General features: G+C 32.7%; 16 protein-coding genes. 4 read left to right on the top strand and 12 right to left on the bottom strand.

The features are described from left to right. The first annotated feature begins 135 nt into the window (after nucleotides 1-135). From ACI5KZ_RS02300 to ACI5KZ_RS02290, 3 genes are read left to right on the top strand one after another with little or no spacing between them, the layout of a single operon-like run. Entirely contained in the window at nucleotides 136-849 is a 714-nt protein-coding gene (locus tag ACI5KZ_RS02300; RefSeq protein WP_109307906.1) for a glycosyltransferase family 2 protein, read from the top strand. Further along, on the top strand, nucleotides 849-1,469 hold the full coding sequence (locus tag ACI5KZ_RS02295) for a lipid-A-disaccharide synthase N-terminal domain-containing protein (RefSeq protein ID WP_109307905.1): 621 nt from the start codon (nucleotides 849-851) through the stop codon (nucleotides 1,467-1,469). Before ACI5KZ_RS02300 ends, ACI5KZ_RS02295 begins: the two co-directional genes overlap by 1 nt. Then, nucleotides 1,466-3,103, top strand: a complete 1,638-nt coding sequence (locus ACI5KZ_RS02290) for an ArnT family glycosyltransferase (protein WP_406846753.1) — start codon at nucleotides 1,466-1,468, stop codon at nucleotides 3,101-3,103. The genes ACI5KZ_RS02295 and ACI5KZ_RS02290 overlap by 4 nt, the downstream gene beginning before the upstream one ends. A gap of 30 nt (nucleotides 3,104-3,133) precedes the next feature. Here the strand turns inward: ACI5KZ_RS02290 and ACI5KZ_RS02285 are convergent, their stop codons facing one another. The 3 genes from ACI5KZ_RS02285 to ACI5KZ_RS02275 are packed head-to-tail and all read right to left on the bottom strand — an operon-like array spanning nucleotide 3,134 to nucleotide 5,388. Beyond that, complete coding sequence (locus ACI5KZ_RS02285) at nucleotides 3,134-3,715, bottom strand: phosphatase PAP2 family protein (protein ID WP_109307903.1); 582 nt, start codon at nucleotides 3,713-3,715, stop codon at nucleotides 3,134-3,136. 29 nt (nucleotides 3,716-3,744) lie between these two features. Continuing rightward, complete coding sequence (locus ACI5KZ_RS02280; RefSeq protein ID WP_109307902.1) at nucleotides 3,745-3,972, bottom strand: hypothetical protein; 228 nt, start codon at nucleotides 3,970-3,972, stop codon at nucleotides 3,745-3,747. A 39-nt stretch (nucleotides 3,973-4,011) separates the two neighbouring features. Further along, entirely contained in the window at nucleotides 4,012-5,388 is a 1,377-nt protein-coding gene (locus tag ACI5KZ_RS02275) for an MATE family efflux transporter (protein WP_109307901.1), read from the bottom strand. 120 nt (nucleotides 5,389-5,508) lie between these two features. On the opposite strand from ACI5KZ_RS02275, the gene ACI5KZ_RS02270 reads away from it, so the two are divergent. After that, a complete protein-coding gene (locus ACI5KZ_RS02270) occupies nucleotides 5,509-6,447 on the top strand; it encodes a TolB family protein (RefSeq protein ID WP_406846752.1) in 939 nt (312 codons plus the stop codon). Nucleotides 6,448-6,452: 5 nt separating this feature from the next. Here ACI5KZ_RS02270 and ACI5KZ_RS02265 read toward each other — a convergent pair whose 3' ends face one another. The 9 genes from ACI5KZ_RS02265 to ACI5KZ_RS02225 all read right to left on the bottom strand — a co-directional run bounded on the left by ACI5KZ_RS02265 (nucleotide 6,453) and on the right by ACI5KZ_RS02225 (nucleotide 17,836). Then, nucleotides 6,453-7,394 carry a nitronate monooxygenase family protein gene (locus ACI5KZ_RS02265; protein WP_109307899.1) on the bottom strand — a complete coding sequence of 314 codons (942 nt, stop codon included), beginning with the start codon at nucleotides 7,392-7,394 and terminating at the stop codon, nucleotides 6,453-6,455. Next, the gene (locus ACI5KZ_RS02260; RefSeq protein ID WP_406846751.1) at nucleotides 7,394-8,995 is read right to left on the bottom strand and encodes a S8 family serine peptidase; all 1,602 of its coding nucleotides are present in this window, start codon (nucleotides 8,993-8,995) and stop codon (nucleotides 7,394-7,396) included. The genes ACI5KZ_RS02265 and ACI5KZ_RS02260 overlap by 1 nt, the downstream gene beginning before the upstream one ends. A gap of 24 nt (nucleotides 8,996-9,019) precedes the next feature. Further along, on the bottom strand, nucleotides 9,020-10,213 hold the full coding sequence (gene mnmA, locus ACI5KZ_RS02255) for a tRNA 2-thiouridine(34) synthase MnmA (RefSeq protein ID WP_406846750.1): 1,194 nt from the start codon (nucleotides 10,211-10,213) through the stop codon (nucleotides 9,020-9,022). Nucleotides 10,214-10,505: 292 nt separating this feature from the next. Next, nucleotides 10,506-11,210, bottom strand: coding sequence for a toxin-antitoxin system YwqK family antitoxin (locus ACI5KZ_RS02250; RefSeq protein WP_406846749.1), 705 nt, complete (start codon nucleotides 11,208-11,210; stop codon nucleotides 10,506-10,508). Nucleotides 11,211-11,298: 88 nt separating this feature from the next. Further along, the gene (gene yidC / locus ACI5KZ_RS02245; protein WP_406846748.1) at nucleotides 11,299-13,203 is read right to left on the bottom strand and encodes a membrane protein insertase YidC; all 1,905 of its coding nucleotides are present in this window, start codon (nucleotides 13,201-13,203) and stop codon (nucleotides 11,299-11,301) included. A gap of 107 nt (nucleotides 13,204-13,310) precedes the next feature. Continuing rightward, nucleotides 13,311-14,951, bottom strand: coding sequence for a CTP synthase (locus ACI5KZ_RS02240; protein ID WP_109307894.1), 1,641 nt, complete (start codon nucleotides 14,949-14,951; stop codon nucleotides 13,311-13,313). Nucleotides 14,952-15,076: 125 nt separating this feature from the next. Beyond that, nucleotides 15,077-15,307: a DUF3820 family protein gene (locus tag ACI5KZ_RS02235; protein ID WP_406846747.1), complete on the bottom strand. Its 231-nt coding sequence runs from the start codon at nucleotides 15,305-15,307 to the stop codon at nucleotides 15,077-15,079. A gap of 2 nt (nucleotides 15,308-15,309) precedes the next feature. Then, nucleotides 15,310-15,867: a hypothetical protein gene (locus ACI5KZ_RS02230; RefSeq protein WP_406846746.1), complete on the bottom strand. Its 558-nt coding sequence runs from the start codon at nucleotides 15,865-15,867 to the stop codon at nucleotides 15,310-15,312. Between the two features lie 52 nt (nucleotides 15,868-15,919). After that, entirely contained in the window at nucleotides 15,920-17,836 is a 1,917-nt protein-coding gene (locus tag ACI5KZ_RS02225) for a LysM peptidoglycan-binding domain-containing protein (protein ID WP_406846745.1), read from the bottom strand. Nucleotides 17,837-17,868 lie beyond the last annotated feature (32 nt).

Raw genomic sequence — 17,868 nt, 5'->3', positions numbered from 1 at the left:
TAATTACGTAAATTGTTAATTCCGTAATAATATTCCAATATTTAAACGAATCATTTAACGATACAGAAACATTTTTTTTCTCTAAGATTAGAATTCTATAAAAAAGAATACATTTGTAAAACCAACAATCCATTTATGAATTACGATTTTACCATTATAGTTCCAGTATATAATGAAGAAGATAATTTAATTCGTGTAGAACAAGCTTTACTAGACTATATTTCTATAGCTACTAAAAAAACTAAAATTTTATTTATTAACGATGGTTCTAAAGATAAAAGTCAAGAACTCATTGAAACTATATGCAATAGACAGACAGAGTTTGCTTTTATAAGTTTTAAAGAAAATAGGGGTTTGAGTGCTGCAATAAAAGCTGGGTTCGATTACACTGACACAGAGCTCGTTGGATATATAGATTCCGATTTACAAACAGCTCCTGAGGATTTTAATTTGTTACTTGAACATATTGGGACCTACGATTTGGTAACTGGGGTTCGAGCCAATAGAAAAGATCGTTTTGTAAAAAACATGTCGTCTACCATTGCCAATGGCATTCGTCGAGCTTTTACACATGATGGTATGGACGATACTGGTTGTCCGCTAAAAGTTATAAAAACAGATTATGCTAAACGCATTCCCATGTTTAAAGGGTTGCACCGATTTTTACCAGCCATGATTTTATTGCAAGAGGGTAAAATTATTCAGATTCCAGTGCAGCATTTTCCAAGAATCGCAGGAACGGCAAAATTTGGATTGTGGAACCGTTTACTTGGGCCATTAATGGATTGCTTTGCTTACTTGTGGATGAAGAAAAAATACATCAATTATTCTGTAGCTAAAAAAGGATAATGGATAGCTGGATTATATATGGTATTGGGTTTCTAGCACAGATTTTATTCTCTTCCAGACTGATTATTCAATGGTTAACTTCTGAAAAGAAAAAACAAGTTACGACTCCAACCTTATTTTGGTCTTTAAGTTTAATTGCCTCTTTTTTATTATTTATTTATGGGTATTTAAGAAACGATTTTGCCATTATGTTTGGTCAAGCCCTTACTTATTTTATTTATATTCGAAATTTACAGCTTCAAAACCAATGGCAGCGCTTGCCTAAATTGGTCCAACTCTTTTTATTTTTTGTTCCTATTTTAATTGTCATTTTCTATTACAATAACAACGTGATAGATGTTGAACTGTTATTTAAAAACGAAGCCATTCCTTTTTGGTTATTGACTTTAGGGATTGTATCTCAAATAGTCTTCACCCTTCGTTTTGTATATCAATGGATTTATTCTGAAAGGCGTAAAGAATCTGCCTTACCCCTTGGTTTCTGGGTATTAAGTCTGGTTGGTTCTATATTAATTTTAACTTATGCTGTTTTTAGAGAAGATCCTGTTTTATTTGTCGGACATATTCTAGGAACCGTTATTTACATTAGAAACCTTGTTTTATTAAACAAATCGAAATGATAAAACTTTTTAAAAAGTATCCTATTTTAAGTATTGTAGTTTTCACACTTATCATGCTCTTACCAAATTTGAATGTGATAGACGTTTCTATTATGGAAGCTAGAAACTTTATTACAGCCCGAGAGATGGTAAATGATGGCAACTGGGTATTAACTACCATGAATGGTGAACCACGCTATCAAAAACCCCCATTACCAACTTGGTTAACAGCTATTTCTGGAATGACTTTTGGTTTAAATAGCACTTTTGCTTTAAGGCTTCCTGCTATTTTATTTATCATGGTTATTGGTATTTATGTCTTTAAAATATCTAAAATAGCAACTGGAAACATTAGCCTAAGCACTAGAAATGCTTTTATAGCATTAACATCCTTTTATATTATTGGAATTACAATTGAAGCACCCTGGGATATTTTCACCCATGGCTTTATGTGTGTGGCCATTTACCATTTATTCTTAGTTTTTGAAAAAGCAACAAATTATTGGAAACATTCGCTATTAGCAGGGTGTTTCTTGGGCTTATCCTTTTTATGTAAAGGGCCTATTTCTATGTATGCATTAATGCTCCCATTTCTACTAGCCTATGGCTTTACGTTTAAATTTAAGCAGGTAAAGGCTAAAGCTTTTTCGTTTGTTAGTATTATAATTCTAGCTTTGGTTGTTGGTGGCTGGTGGTATTTGTATGTGAGGTTTCAAGACCCTGAAACCTTCAACGCCATTACAGAAAAAGAAACCTCAAACTGGTCCAGTTATAACATTAGACCGTTTTATTATTACTGGAGCTTTTTTGTACAAAGCGGTCTTTGGACAATTCCAGCATTTATTAGCTTGTTATATCCTTATTTAAAATCCAGAGTTAGTCATTTAAAAGCCTACCAATTTAGTTTGCTTTGGACTCTTTTTGCCGTTGTTTTACTATCAATTATTCCTGAAAAAAAATCAAGATACTTGATGCCTGTTTTAATTCCTTTAGCCATCAATATTGGTTTTTATATTGATTACTTAATTAAGCATTTTAAAACATTGACGGATAAAAAAGAAACGTTTCCTGTTTATTTTAACTTTGGCTTGATAGCTTGTATTGGACTTTGTTTCCCGGTTTTAGGATATTTTTTCTTAGGGGATAACTTATCTGATCATTTATTCGCTTATATCTTAGCATCAGTCGTGTTGTTTTCTATTGGCATTTTTCTTTTGTATTATTTAAAAAAGAAAGACTTAACTAAGGTATTTGGATTCACTGTCCTCTTTTTTGCCTGTGTTATACTGACAGTATTACCACTAACAAAAGGGTATACAAATGACAATTACAACCCCATTTCAAAATTAAAAACAGAAGTGGAAGAACAAAGAATCACCTTGTATGGAGAAGGATATATTTCACCTGAAATGCTATGGTATTATGGAGAAAAAATTCCATTCATTTCTATTCATGAAGGTTTAGAGAACTTACCCAAGGATAAAAAGTTTGGACTATTAACTAAAGACGCCTTTAATAAAAAAACTTTGGAAGCTTTTGAAGATGTGTTCCATATAGAGAAAAAAACAACTTATAATTTAAATCGCTTTCCTGAAAACTCTAAACAATATAATGACAGACTTATAAATGTCTATTACGTTTTTGAAAGAAAATAATTTCCCATCTAAATAGCCACTACAACCACATCAAACAACTGTATAAAGTTTATATTTGTGTTTTAAAAACTGACTTAATTTATAAAATATAAACCCAGAAAAAGCTCCAAAAGCAAAGCCACATAAAACATCTAATGGGTAATGAACCCCAATATATATTCTACTGTACCCCATTAAAGCAGACCAAAACAGCAATATAAAAATAAGATACTTGTATTTCTGATTTAATAATAAGCCTGCAAAAACAGCTACAGCCATGGAATTTGAAGCATGGCCAGAGAAATAACCAAATTGGCCGCCACAACCCTTTTTAACTATTCTCATAAACTCTTTTACACCCTCTTGATGGCAAGGTCTTAAACGTTCAAACCCATCTTTAAATAAATTGGTGATTTGATCTGTAAAAGTGACCATGAGAACTATAACCACTAAGATTATTAAAAACATTCTTGGTGTATGTTGTTTAAATATTAAAAACAATAAAATAGCGTAGAATGGAATCCAGTAAAATTTTGTGGTATAAAACATCCAAAAAGCATCCCAAGTGGTGCTTCCTAAATTATTAAGGTATAAAAAAAGTTCTGTATCTAATTGTAATAATTGTTCTAACATAATAAAAGTGCCTATAGTCCTTACGTTTTTTAATCTTCGTAACGTGAAATTTCTCTATCATAAAAATCGTTTGCCTGTTGGATCAATCCTTCAGCCTCAATCTCTAGTTCTTTTTGGTCGTGTTGATCGAAATCTTCAAGCCATTCCACCTCATCATTCTCCAGGTTGATTATAAATCTAGGGAATTCTGTATGTATGACAAAAATAGCTGTCGGGTAATCGGTATTATCGCCAAGTAAAAATTTAGGAAAATCCATATTGTTAGTTGTTAGTTGTTAGTTGTTAGTTGTTAGTTGTTAGTTGTTAGACAAAATTAACTTTTTTGTTAGATAATTAAATCGAATATACAATAAAATAGCGGCTGTTGTTAGGCCTGCTAAGAGTCCCAGCCAAATTCCAAAACTACCATAGGTCTCCTCTTTTCCTAGGAAAAAGCTTATAGGAAAACCAATAACCCAATAAGAGATAAAGGTTATGATTGTTGGTATTTTAACATCTTGCAAACCTCTTAAAGCACCTAACATAACCACTTGAATACTATCACTGATTTGAAAAAATGCAGCTGCAATTAATAGTTTAGATGCAATGCTAACAACTTCTGTGTTGTCTGCTAGATTATCTAAATCGTTGAAATCGACATAAATTTTTGGTAAGTGTTGATGAAATATAAAAAATATCAGTCCGAAAAAAACAGCAAAGATAAATCCTAATAAAAAGATGGAGAAAGCAATTCTTCTCAATTCAAAGTAATTTTTTAATCCTTTTTGGTTTCCAACTCGAATCATGGATGTCACACTTAATCCCATAGCAACCATAAAAGTCATAGACGATAGGTTTAAAGCAATTTGATTTGCTGCCTGTGGATTTTTACCCAATAATCCACTTAACCAAATAGCTGCCGTAAATATGGCCACTTCAAAAAACATTTGCATGGCACTTGGCGACCCTAAATTCATCAATTTTTTTAGCATTACATTGTTTAAAGTGAAGAACTTGATATTTGTTACATAGGCTTTAGATTTTTCTTTTCCTTTTAGCAACCACCAGATATAAATTACCATAACAATACGTGATGCTAAAGTTCCATAAGCAGCACCTACAATCCCTAGTTCTGGAAATCCGAACTTTCCAAAAATGAGTAGATAATTAAGAATAACATTAATCACATTTGCTAAAATAGTAGCATACATAGGATATCTTGTCATAGACAATCCATCACTAAACTGTTTGAATGCTTGAAAAATAATTAATGGAATTAATGAAACTGCTACTAAATCTAAATATGGTATGGCTAATTCAACAACCTCAATAGGTTGTTTCATTAAATACATAAGAGGTTTGGCAAACATTAAAATTATAAATAATGTAATCCCTAAAACCGAACATAAAAATAAACCATGTTTAAATGCCGATTTGCCATTTGAAAAGTTTTTAGCTGCATCTGCTTCTGCCACTAAAGGTGTGATAGCTGTTGAAAAACCAATCCCTAAAGACATGGCAATAAACATAAAACTATTACCTAAAGAGACTGCTGCCAATTCTGCTGTACCCAATTGCCCAACCATAATGTTGTCAATAAATTGTACAAAAGTATGGCCAAGCATGCCTAACATGACTGGAGCCGAGAGCTTCCAATTATATTTAAATTCTTTGGTGTAGTTGCTTAATACCATTTGGCAAAAGTAGTATTTAGGTTTTTGTTAAACTAACTAAGGTTGTATTTTTATGTTAGATTAACAAGGTTTTAAGATGTAAAATAAAATTCCTGCAGTATCTTGTTTCAAAATATTTATATGAAATTCAACATCTTCATTTTGTTCATGTTTTATATTATTTTAGGTTTTTCTCAAGAAACTCCTAAACTATATTTACCCGATATTACTAACGATTTTCCAAATGTTAGAGATTTTGCTTTGTCGCCAGACGGCACTGAAATAATGTTTACAGCGCAAAGTGTTATGGGAAATCTATCTGCAATTGTTTCATCAAAAAAAATTAATAACATGTGGTCCAAACCTAAGGTTGTCTCTTTTTCAGGGCAATTTTTTGATTTGGAACCTTTTTATTCTCATGATGGTTTAAAACTTTATTTTGTGTCTTCTAGAGCTTTAGACAGATCAGATTTAAAAGCTAAAGATTTTGATATTTGGTTCGTGGAACGACAGACTCTTTCTGATACCTGGTCTGAACCAATAAACTTAGGAAGTCCTATAAACACAGAGCATGGAGAATTCTTCCCATCTATTGCAGCGAATGGTAATTTCTATTTTACACGTGATGACACAGATTTAAAAACTAAAGACGACATTTATGTTAGTGAGTATAAAAATAACAGCTACCAAACTCCTAAAAAACTACCATCTGCTATAAACTCTGAGGGTTATGAATACAATGCATTTATTGCTCCAGACGAATCCTATTTGCTTTTTGGAAGTTATAATAGAAAGGATGGTTTAGGGTCTGGCGATTTATATATTAGTTTTTTAACAGAAGAAGGCTGGACAATTGCTAAAAATTTAGGTGATACTATTAACTCAGACAAAATGGATTACTGCCCTTTTGTAGATACCAAAACAAACACCTTATATTTTACTAGTAAACGAGACAATACCAATGTACTACAAGACAATCCTTTAACTACAGTAGAGCTTCATAAAGAATTAAACAAAGCAGATAATGGTTCTAGTAGGTTGTATCAAGTTTTTATTGATAATTTGTTGAAAAGTAACTAACTTATTTAAAGTTTAGTAATATTCTCCTTAGCTTTCTCAAATTCCAGCATCATGTCTGCCACAATTTGAGCAGCTGGTTTGATGTCGTGTATTAAGCCTGCTATTTGTCCTATTTCCAGTTCGCCATCGTCTAAATCGCCTTCAAACATCCCTCGTTTTGCACGTGCACGACCTAACAAGTCTTTTAGTTGTTCTGGTGTTGGAGCAGTTTTATACAATTCCTGAATGTCGTTAAAGAATTTATTTTTCACCAATCTTACTGGTGCCAATTCTTTTAAAGTTAATTGGGTATCGCCTTCTTTAACATCAACAACCACCTGCTTAAAATCTTGATGTGCCGAACTTTCTTCGCTAGCCACAAATCTACTTCCAACTTGAACACCATCTGCTCCTAACACCATGGCTGCCAACATGGCTTTTCCTGTAGCAATTCCTCCAGCTGCAATTAACGGAATTTGTAATTGTTCTTTTACCATAGGAATTAAGGTCAATGTGGTTGTTTCGTCTCGTCCGTTATGTCCTCCTGCTTCAAAACCTTCAGCAACCACAGCATTTACACCAGCTTCTTGAGCTTTTAAGGCAAACTTGACGCTACTTACCACATGAACAACCGTTATGCCTTTGTCCTGTAACCAAGTGGTCCAGGTTTTTGGGTTACCTGCAGATGTAAAAACAATCTTGACACCTTCTTCAACGATTATATCCATGATTTCTTGAATGTTTGGATACAACATGGGTACGTTTACTCCAAACGGTTTATCAGTAGCTTTTTTACATTTTTGAATGTGCTCTCTTAAAACTTCAGGATACATAGACCCAGCGCCTATTAATCCTAAAGCTCCGGCATTACTTGCTGCTGAAGCTAAACGCCATCCAGAATTCCAGATCATACCTGCTTGGATGATTGGGTGTTTTATATTGAAAAGTTGTGTGATTTTATTTTGCATTATTTTTTGATAAGCTTTTTAGTTATGGTACTATTTTCTGTTTTTATATTTAATAAATAAACACCTTTAGCTAAATCAGACACATCGATTGTTGCTGATTGATACAAGTTGGTTTCAAGCACTTTTTTGCCTAAAATATTATATAAAACCACTTGAGTTTGGATGTCTGTTGCAGCTAAAGAAATATGCATCTTATTAGTTACAGGGTTGGGAAAGACTTTTATTTGATTTGGTGATGGTTGAACTTCTTGAATACTTAAGCCATAATTTAATGCCATAGCCAAATTAGGAATGCCATACCCTAAATAATAATCAGGTGAATGATATTGTGAAGCTGTTTCTCTTACCAGCTGCATAATTTCTGCATTGGTTAAATCTGGTAAAGCTTGCCACAAACACGCTAAAGCTCCAGCCATAATTGGCGCACTAAAAGAAGTCCCATTTGCAGTTCCAATATTATTACTGGATCTAATAACATAACTTGCTTGGCCTTGGGTGGCTACATCTGGTTTTTGTGTAGGTTGAAAGCTACTTCCCTGAGAGCTAAAACTGGCATAATTACCATTTGAATCTACTGCTCCAATGGTAAAAACTCCTGCAGCATCAGCTGGTGCATTTAATCCACTAGCTCCCGCATTTCCAGCAGAATTTACGACTAACATTCCTTTTTCAAAAGCAATATTAGCCCCTTTACTAATGTAAGTGGTGAGTCCGTCTAAATCTGCATCCGTATGTGTATAATTTGGGTTGTCGTAGGTTTTATAGCCTAAAGACGAATTGATAATATCAACACCTAAACTATCGGCACGTTCTGCAGCTTCCACCCAGAGACTTTCTTCAACAGGGTTTTCGTCTGGTGCATTTTCGGTTCTAAATAAATAATATGAAGCATCTGGTGCTGTACCAACATACTGGTTTTCTATATATCCTGCCATAGTACTTAGAACGAGTGTGCCATGAGAACTAGACGTGTTGGCATACACATTGGGATTTCTATCATAAAAATCATAGCCTCCTAATATGCGTAGACTATCTCTTAATCGTTGAAAACCTCCCATAGTATTTACATTAGGAAAACCAGCATCGATAACTGCAATGGTAATTCCTTTTCCAGATTTATTATCCAGATGCAAAGCATCGCCCTGAATCATTTCAATTTGATTGGCAGCTAAGCCATAATTAAATGTTGTTTTTGCTGCTTCTAAATTGAATTTATTTTTGGGAACAACTCCTCTAGCATTTAAATTATTATCTGCAAATACAATTTGATCTACATAAGCTAAACCAGATAAATTATTGATATCAGTTTCACTACCTCGAACATGAACGGCATTAAACCATTTAGATTTTGCCAAAACTGTAATACCTGTTTGTGTCTTTAATTGCGAAATATAGGTTTCGTTTACTGGCACATCACGTGCATCGATAGCTACTCCATGTGCTAATTTTCTATCTATAGCTTTTTGTGTTAAAATGAAAATTGGATTGGCAATTGATGCTGCAACATCTTCTTTATCTGCTAGATAAATCCATGCATCTTCTTGAGCAAATATATGAAGTTGAAAAAAAAACAAAAATAGGATAAGTAGTCTTGAGATCATGAGTCGAATGTTTACTCATGCAATTTATGAAATTACTCCTGAACCAACTAATTCATCTTTCAGATACCAAGCAACAAATTGTCCTTCGGTGATAGCAGATTGCGACTCCTGAAATTCCACATACAGCCCTGAATCAACTTTATAAAGTGTTGCTTTTTGTAGAGCTTGTCTGTAACGGATTCTTGCCATAACATCCATTGTTTCGTCTAAATGAAGCTTTAAATCTTCGCGAACCCAATGCAGCTCTTCATTTGAAACAAAAAGGACCTTTTTAAACAATCCAGGATGTTGATTCCCTTGTCCTGTGTAAATAACATTTGAATTAACGTCTGTGTCAATAACAAATAAAGGTTCGACAGTTCCACCAACAGCCAAGCCTTTTCGTTGACCTTTTGTGAAATAATGTGCTCCTTGGTGTTTTCCAACAATATTACCATCTTGAATATTAAAGCTCGCTTTTTTAGAGAAATAAGCTAATTCGGTTTCTTTATTTGAAAAGTCTGGAACTGTCTTATGAAATTCTGGATAGCTTTCAGGGATTTCTACAATGACACCTTCTTTTGGTTTTAGTTGTTGTTGAAGAAATTCTGGCAATCTAACTTTTCCAATAAAACACAAACCTTGCGAATCTTTCTTTTCGGCCGTAATCAAGCCTTGTTGCGCTGCAATCTCTCTTACCTCAGGTTTTTGTAATTCGCCTATTGGAAATAAAGCTTTTGCTAATTGGTCTTGAGATAACTGACATAAAAAATAAGATTGATCCTTATTATTATCTGCTCCAGCTAAAAGTTGATGGATTTGCTTACCATCTTTCTCTATGGTGTTTTTTCTACAATAATGCCCTGTAGCCACATAATCAGCTCCAAGTTCTAATGCTATTTTCATAAAAACATCGAACTTGATTTCCCTATTACAAAGGACATCTGGATTTGGTGTACGCCCTTTTTCATATTCATGAAACATGTAATCTACAATACGTTCTTTGTATTGCTCACTTAAGTCAACTGTTTGAAAAGGGATGCCTAATTTATCTGCAACCAACATGGCATCATTACTATCATCTAACCAAGGACATTCGTTAGAAATAGTCACTGAATCGTCATGCCAATTTTTCATAAATAAGCCAATCACCTCATACCCTTGTTCTTTTAACAGGTATGCAGCTACGCTGGAATCTACTCCTCCAGAAAGTCCAACTATCACACGTTTTTTCTTCATAATATCAGTTTGCAAAGATATGGATTTCGACTAAATTTATTGTCTCAAGCAAATCTTTAATTCATATTGTAGTATTTAACTTATTAACATCTAATCTGTTATCGTTAAATTCATCTTAAATCACTACTAACCATTGATTTTTACAAATATTATCTTTATTTTTACTAAACTTATGTTTAGGTAGAATCCCTACTTCGATTGATTAATAGCTTACTCAACTTGCGATATACCTAAAAAAGTGAAGCTCCTTATTTTATAAGGAGCTTTTATATTTTTAATACATTTATAAAAATTAGTCCTTCTTTAAATATGGATTTTTAGAGTAACGCGTAAAATCTTTTTCTTCTGTTAATTCTCCATCCTTATAATATTTCCAAACACCATCTTTTCTATCATTTTTATACTGGCCTTCTATTTCAATAGTACCGGCTGCATTATAAAATTTAGCTTCCCCATGTAGTTCTCCATTTAGGTAATTATACTCCTTTAGTTTCTTTCCAGATTCATTAAACCATATGGCTTTCCCATTAATTACATTGGCTTTGTAGATTCTTTTTTCTGCCAATTGACCACTGTTATAATACACCAAGCTTTCGCCTTCTAATTGTCCTTGATTGTTATAATGTTCTACAGTCATGACTTGTTTGGAATCTTTATGATAATAGATCCATTCTCCAATATGGTTTTTTCCATCCATCAAGCCTGTACTAATCACTTTCCCATTTGAAGCAAAGAAGGTGACTTTAGCTTTATTATCATGTTCATTAAATTGTTTGGTTGCAGTTAAAACAGCAGTCTTATTGATGTTTTTATAAAACTCAAAAAGACCAATTTCTTTTCCATGATTAAACTCACCCTGATAACGAATAATATTCGTGTTATCGAAATTCTTTTTCCAAATGCCATGGCGTTTCCCATTTTCATCCAACTGATTGATAGTTTGTGCCGTGATTAAGATTGGCATGACTAAAAATAAAGTGACTATAAAGTTTTTCATACTTATTAAAGATACGGTTTGATATTAAAACGATAAAATTGATATATTGTTATAAAACAAAAAAGCTGCCAAAGATGGCAGCTTTTAATTATTTTTTACGCTTTTGCTGCGCTTGTTTTTGTTGCTCTGCCTGCTCCATCATATCTGCCATTTTCTTTTGGAATTTATTCTGCTTTTTAGGTTTCTTTTTATTAACCTGAATTTGCGCATGAATTTTATCCTCATCCAAAATATAATTCTTAATCACCAACATAATTCCAATACTAATCAGATTTGAAATAAAGTAATATAAACTTAATCCTGATGCGTAGTTATTAAAGAAAAACAACATCATTAAAGGGGATAAATAAATCATATACTTCATCATCTTAGCCATATCTGGCATCCCTTCTTGTGTTGGTTGCGATGCCATTTGTTGTCCAGTTGTCATTTTCATATAGAAGAAAATAGCAATAGCTGCCAAGATTGGAAACAAACTCACGTGGTCTCCATAAAATGGAATTTTAAACGGTAAGTATGCCACAGCATCATAAGATGATAAATCGTCTGCCCACAGGAAACTTTTCTGTCTTAAATCGAAAGCAGTAGGGAAAAACATAAATAAAGCATAGAAGACTGGTAATTGGATAAGTCCAGGCAAACAACCACTTAACGGACTTGCTCCTGCTTTATTTTGAAGCGCCATGGTTTCCTGTTGCGCTTTCATTTTATTGTCTTTATACTTTTCTTTTATCGCGTCTAATTCAGGTTTTAAAACCTTTAGTTTAGCTTGAGATAAGAATTGCTTGTATTGTACAAACGACATTAGTAATTTAATAAGAATGGTCATGACAATAATAGCAATTCCGTAAGGTAAGAAACCACTTAAAAACCCAAATAAAGGAATAAATAAAGCTTTATTAATCCACCCGAAAATTCCCCAACCAAAAGGGATGCTCTCTTCTAAATTATCGTCGTATTTTTTTAATATTTTACTATCTGTTGGTCCAAAATAGAATTTTAAAGGCTGATTGATTTCACCAGCTTCAATCGTTAATGGAAACTTGGTGTAAAATTGCTTTGTAAAAACTGTATCGATATCTTCGTTAGCAACTAAATCTTTAGATGTAATTTTGACTTCTTTTAAGGGTTCTTTAGATACTAAAATTGAACTAAAGAAATGCTGTCTATAAGACAACCATTTAAGGTCTTCAACAGTTTCATCATCTTCACCTGCTTGAGAGAGTTTATCAATTTTTCCACCATCATATTGATAGGTTAAACGTGTATAACGGTTTTCGTAAGTAATACTTTGATCGTGACGATAAGTGTCTAAAGTCCAATCTAGATTCACTTCTTGTGAACTATTAATAACATTATTTAACCCTTGAGATTTGATGGTAAAGTCTACCATATAATCGTTTGGTTTCAACTCATAACGGTATTCTAAATATTTCTCTGGTGATACTTTAAGTTTCATAGAAACTACTGTATTCTCACCATTTTTAGTTACTGTTGGCTGAAAATAAAGGTCTTTAGTATTTAAAATTCGGCTATCTGTTGTACCAAAATTAATATTAAAATCTATATTACCATTTCTAACTAAATAAATTGGAACTGAATCGAAATCGACAAATTGTTTCAGCTTGATTTCGGTTAAATACCCACCTTTATTGCTAAATTTAAGTGCTAACACATCTGTTTCAACACTGGTTTCGTTATGGGTAGCCGAAGGAAGCGTTGAGGAATATGCAAACGCACCTAGTTTATTATTTAAAGCAACTAATTGTAAGGAATCTGTATGGGTTGCTGCAGTAAAATCTTCGGCAGTTGTAACCTTTGTATTCTCTTTTTCTGTTGCTTTTTTCTCTGCTTCTATCTGTTCTTGTTTGGCTTGTGCTTCAGCAGCTACTTCTTCTTCTGTTGGTTTATTGGTGTACATCATGTACACGAGTATTCCAAAAATAAGTACAAATCCAATAATTGAATTTATGTCAATTTTCTTTTCTTCCATAAGTAATCATGTCTCTTTCTTTTAATTAAAGAGGACTTTGGTGGTTAATTGATTCTTTCTATTTATTATTCTAAAAGACTTTGAATAAGTCAAAAATTAATCCAAGTTTATTTTTGTGCCATACTGACACTTGTATTACTTTTTTTATGTTTTAAAGCAGCTTTAATAAAAGCCACAAATAAAGGGTGTGGGTTAGCTACGGTGCTTTTATATTCTGGATGATATTGCACTCCAACAAACCAAGGGTGTTCTGGAATTTCAATAATTTCTACCAAACCAGTATCTGGATTAAGTCCAGAAGCTTTCATTCCTGCAGCTTGAATTTGATCTTTATAATCGTTATTAAATTCAAAACGGTGTCTATGTCTTTCAAGAATATTATTGGCTTTATAAATTTTTTGAGCTAAAGAGTCCATTTTTAAATCGCATGCCCAAGCACCAAGTCTCATTGTTCCACCTTTATCTGTCACGTTTTTTTGTTCGTCCATTAAAGCGATCACTGGGTTTGGTGTTTTTTCATCCATTTCTGTGGAATTAGCATCTTTAAGATTTAAAACGTTTCTAGCAAATTCAATAACTGCCATTTGCATACCCAGACAAATTCCTAAAAATGGCATGTTGTTTTCACGAACATATTTAACCGCTTCAATTTTCCCTTCAACGCCTCTTTCTCCGAAACCTGGAGCAACTAAAACACCATTTAAATGTGCTAGTTTGGCTTTAATATTATCTTCGTTTAAATATTCTGAATGGATAGGTTCAATATTTACTTTAACTTCATTTTCTGCTCCTGCATGAATAAATGCTTCTAATATCGATTTATACGAATCTTGTAATTCGACATATTTTCCAATTAAACCAATAGTAATTTCGGTTGTTGGATTTTTATGACGTTGTAAAAATTTGTTCCAATTGGTTAAATCAGGGGTGTGACTTTCTAAAGCTAATTTCTTTAAAACTACTTTATCTAAACCTTGTTCAAGCATTAAGTTTGGTACATCGTAAATGGTTGACGCATCGATAGATTGAATTACGGCTTCCTCGCGCACATTGCAAAACTTTGCCAGTTTGCTTCTTAATTCTTCTGGTAATTCGTGTTCTGTTCTGCACACTAAAATGTCTGCCATAACACCAGACTCCATAAGTGTTTTAACGCTATGTTGCGTTGGCTTTGTTTTAAGTTCTCCTGCTGCAGATAAATAAGGGACTAATGTTAGATGAATGACAATGGCATTATTATCTCCTAAATCCCATTTTAACTGTCGTACAGCTTCTACATAAGGTAAGGATTCAATGTCCCCAACGGTTCCTCCAATTTCGGTAATGACAATATCGAAATCTCCAGATTTCCCAAGAATTTGAACACGTTCTTTGATTTCGTCTGTGATGTGTGGAATAACCTGAACGGTTTTTCCTAAAAATTCACCTCGACGTTCTTTTTGAATAACACTTTGGTAAATACGTCCAGTAGTCACGTTATTTGCTTGGCTAGTAGGCACGTTTAAAAAACGTTCGTAATGTCCTAAATCCAAATCGGTTTCTGCACCATCATCTGTAACATAACATTCGCCATGCTCATACGGATTTAAGGTCCCTGGATCGACATTGATATAAGGATCTAATTTTTGAATGGTTGTCCTGTAACCTTGTGCTTGGAGTAGCTTTGCAAGTGAAGCTGCAATGATTCCTTTTCCTAAGGAAGACGTTACACCTCCTGTTACAAATATGTATTTTGTTGTAGTTGTCATGTTGCGTTGTTAAACGCCTGCAAATTTACAAAATTAAAAGAGTATAAAGGTATTGTTTGGTGTAATTTATTCGTCATTTTAATATGAAGGTTATCCTCTTCAAAATTAAACCCCTCAAACCATACTTATTTTGGGAATTGTCGTTTAATATTTCTTATCAGTTCCTCTAAGCCATTCAATTTAAGTTCGTAAACAGTTTCCAACATCTCCCCTAATTTTCCTTTGGGAAAGCCTTTGTTATGATACCAAACCACATAATATTCGGGTAAATCTATCAAGTAACGATCTTTGTATTTTCCATATGGCATTTTGGTATGTGCCAGTTTAATCAGGAAATCTCTATCTGGTTGTAACACAATTATTTTGAAGATTTAAAATTAGACAGATTAGATAGTTCCATACCTATTTGTTCTTGCCATTTGGCTTGTGTTTCTACATGTCTAGAATAATCTGTTTCAGTATCGTATAAATTCTGTCTGTTTTTCAAGTCTTTTTGAATTTGAAGATGCAGCGAATCTAAATTTTCTGCTAAATTTTCAGAAACGATTATTTGAGAAATTTGTTTTCTAAATTTCCTTACATACAATTCTGTAATATCAAAATGAAGTTGTTCATGAGACAGAATGTGAGCTGTTGCTCTTTCTGGTTTATACCAAGATTTATCAGGATAAAAAAGTGTTACAACCTTAGAAGTAAAACCTACAATTTGATTGTTGCTTTTCTTTATAGAATATTGAAAAGTCATACCAGAAGCCGTTATTGCTACAACATCTGTATTTAAATCTGGCTGATCTTTAAAATCGTTCCAAGATAATTTAATAGAATCATTCCATAGAATGGTGGGTTTTTCGATTTGTGAAAAGCAGAAAAAACTACAAGAAAAAAAAATAAAAACAAAGATCCTATTCTGCCACATGGTATGTGTATTTAGATTCAGGTTATTTAATCAAACATGCGACTTAAAAGATTTATTCTACTTCAACAATTTTTAAATTCTGATATTTAACCAGATAAACTGTATCGTTATAATAACCTCCTAAAAATTTCTTTTTATAGGCAAATTTGTTCTCCACATATTCTGTAAGTGGTGCTTCTGTTACAGATAGATACAAATCTTCAGAACTCACCAAACGCAATACCACATCCATAGTTAAATCGAAACCACGAACTGCAATTTTATTTGGTGTAATCCCATAACGTTTTTCGTAGGCCTTTACAAAAGCATTGTTGTCGTCTTCGTTATAAGATTTTGATATGGTAGGAAAGTGAAATTCTAAATGAGACAAGTGATAATTTGAAACCTCATCGTCTTCAAAAGCAGCATTCATATTGGTAGTTGCCAAGATAATGTTTGTATCCTTATTTTTCATAGAATTCAATTTACTTGTAACATTAGAAACAAATCCTGGATTATCGGATTCTAAAAACACCATGTTTTTACCTGGTTTTAAACGGCTAGCAATATCTTGATCTAAGATATAAAATGCATCTTCTCCTTTTTTATTTTTTCTAGAATACACTTGTGAAGCAGACAAAAACGTGCGTTTTAAATTATCGTTAACTTTGGTGTGTTTTGAGTCTGAAATGATAACCACGTTAGTAATTGTGCTATCCTTTTTAACAAAATCTATCATTTTATCATAAAGCAAAGATTCTGATGGTCGAGATTGAAATACGTTTTCAGAAAGTGTTACATTTTTAGTAATTGGTGATACTACTGGAATGTTATAAGCTTTTAATTCTGAAGCTGCTTTCTCAATATTATTTGGTGTAAATGGTCCAATAACCGCATTGACATCACTAAAAGAGTTTGTTTTTATAATATGTGAGACTTCACTCACCATATTTTTTGTATCGTAAACATCTACTTTTAAATTAACTCCTAATTTTTTTAGCGAATCTAATGCCATTAAAGCTCCAGAATGAAAATCTAATGACATGCTTAAATAGATATTAGTTTTCAACTCTCTTTTTGCGTCTTGAATGGAATCTCCATCTACTTTATTAAGCTGAAAAGGCAACATGATAACGACATGTTTACTCGTATAATTTTTTATATTATTTGTTAAATCAACGCCTTCTTCAGTAGAATCGGCATTTTCACCAACAGTAGCATTATAAGGAATTTTTAAAACCATTCCTTCTTTTAAACCAGATTCTTTTAGACCTGGATTTAAAATCTCCAATTGTTCTTGCTCTACATTTAGCTTTAATTTTAGCCTATAAAAACCTTCTTTTGGTAATACTTTATAATACGAATAAGCTTCATCAATTGGGTTTTCTTCTTTGAGATCAATATTTGGCACATTTATCTGATCACCAACATTTAAGACCTCTTTCATATCAGGGTTTAATGCCACTAATTCGTCTGTAGTAATTCCAAATTTATAGGCAATACGCCATTTACCTTCTTTTGGTAAAACTGTATATTTTTTTGTAGTTGATTCTGGTTCTGATACAATTAATACTTTTTTATACACTGGAATTTTTAACACATCTCCTTTTCTTAAATTATTGGCATAAAGGAAGGTATTGTGTTTTTTAATATCTGCTTCTTCAAGATCAAACTTTTTTGCTAAGCTATAAAGTGTTTCTCTTCGTTTTACTTTATGTTCTTTAAAACCAATCAATTCTTTTTCTATGGTAGCTTGAGGTGCCGGATTATAACCTTTAGATTTTGGAATAATTAATACCGAATTTGGTTTTAAACCTTTCTTAGCATCTGGATTTAACCCATAAATATCGTTTATGGAAACATGGTATAATTCTGCAATACTCTCAATGGTTTCCCCTTGTTGTATTTTATGAGTTTTAAAGTTTTGTGCTTTTGTTGAAGCACAACCAAATATTAAAACTAAAGTTAGAATATAAATTATTTTCTTCATACTATTAATTATATGGTCTAAATTGGCATTAG

Source organism: Xanthomarina sp. GH4-25, from assembly GCF_045363175.1.
Taxonomy (GTDB): domain Bacteria; phylum Bacteroidota; class Bacteroidia; order Flavobacteriales; family Flavobacteriaceae; genus Xanthomarina.
Note: the sequence above shows the minus strand (reverse complement) of the source record. Positions and strands in the feature narration are given on the sequence as shown.

Excerpts from the sequence above, each read along its gene's own strand:
- ACI5KZ_RS02285 (WP_109307903.1), bottom strand. The coding sequence starts at position 3,715 with ATGTTAGAACAATTATTACAATTAGATACAGAACTTTTTTTATACCTT.
- ACI5KZ_RS02260 (WP_406846751.1), bottom strand. The coding sequence starts at position 8,995 with ATGATCTCAAGACTACTTATCCTATTTTTGTTTTTTTTTCAACTTCAT.
- ACI5KZ_RS02230 (WP_406846746.1), bottom strand. The coding sequence starts at position 15,867 with ATGTGGCAGAATAGGATCTTTGTTTTTATTTTTTTTTCTTGTAGTTTT.
- yidC (WP_406846748.1), bottom strand. The coding sequence starts at position 13,203 with ATGGAAGAAAAGAAAATTGACATAAATTCAATTATTGGATTTGTACTT.
- ACI5KZ_RS02270 (WP_406846752.1), top strand. The coding sequence starts at position 5,509 with ATGAAATTCAACATCTTCATTTTGTTCATGTTTTATATTATTTTAGGT.
- ACI5KZ_RS02295 (WP_109307905.1), top strand. The coding sequence starts at position 849 with ATGGATAGCTGGATTATATATGGTATTGGGTTTCTAGCACAGATTTTA.
- ACI5KZ_RS02275 (WP_109307901.1), bottom strand. The coding sequence starts at position 5,388 with ATGGTATTAAGCAACTACACCAAAGAATTTAAATATAATTGGAAGCTC.
- ACI5KZ_RS02250 (WP_406846749.1), bottom strand. The coding sequence starts at position 11,210 with ATGAAAAACTTTATAGTCACTTTATTTTTAGTCATGCCAATCTTAATC.
- mnmA (WP_406846750.1), bottom strand. The coding sequence starts at position 10,213 with ATGAAGAAAAAACGTGTGATAGTTGGACTTTCTGGAGGAGTAGATTCC.
- ACI5KZ_RS02240 (WP_109307894.1), bottom strand. The coding sequence starts at position 14,951 with ATGACAACTACAACAAAATACATATTTGTAACAGGAGGTGTAACGTCT.
- ACI5KZ_RS02290 (WP_406846753.1), top strand. The coding sequence starts at position 1,466 with ATGATAAAACTTTTTAAAAAGTATCCTATTTTAAGTATTGTAGTTTTC.
- ACI5KZ_RS02300 (WP_109307906.1), top strand. The coding sequence starts at position 136 with ATGAATTACGATTTTACCATTATAGTTCCAGTATATAATGAAGAAGAT.
- ACI5KZ_RS02280 (WP_109307902.1), bottom strand. The coding sequence starts at position 3,972 with ATGGATTTTCCTAAATTTTTACTTGGCGATAATACCGATTACCCGACA.
- ACI5KZ_RS02225 (WP_406846745.1), bottom strand. The coding sequence starts at position 17,836 with ATGAAGAAAATAATTTATATTCTAACTTTAGTTTTAATATTTGGTTGT.
- ACI5KZ_RS02265 (WP_109307899.1), bottom strand. The coding sequence starts at position 7,394 with ATGCAAAATAAAATCACACAACTTTTCAATATAAAACACCCAATCATC.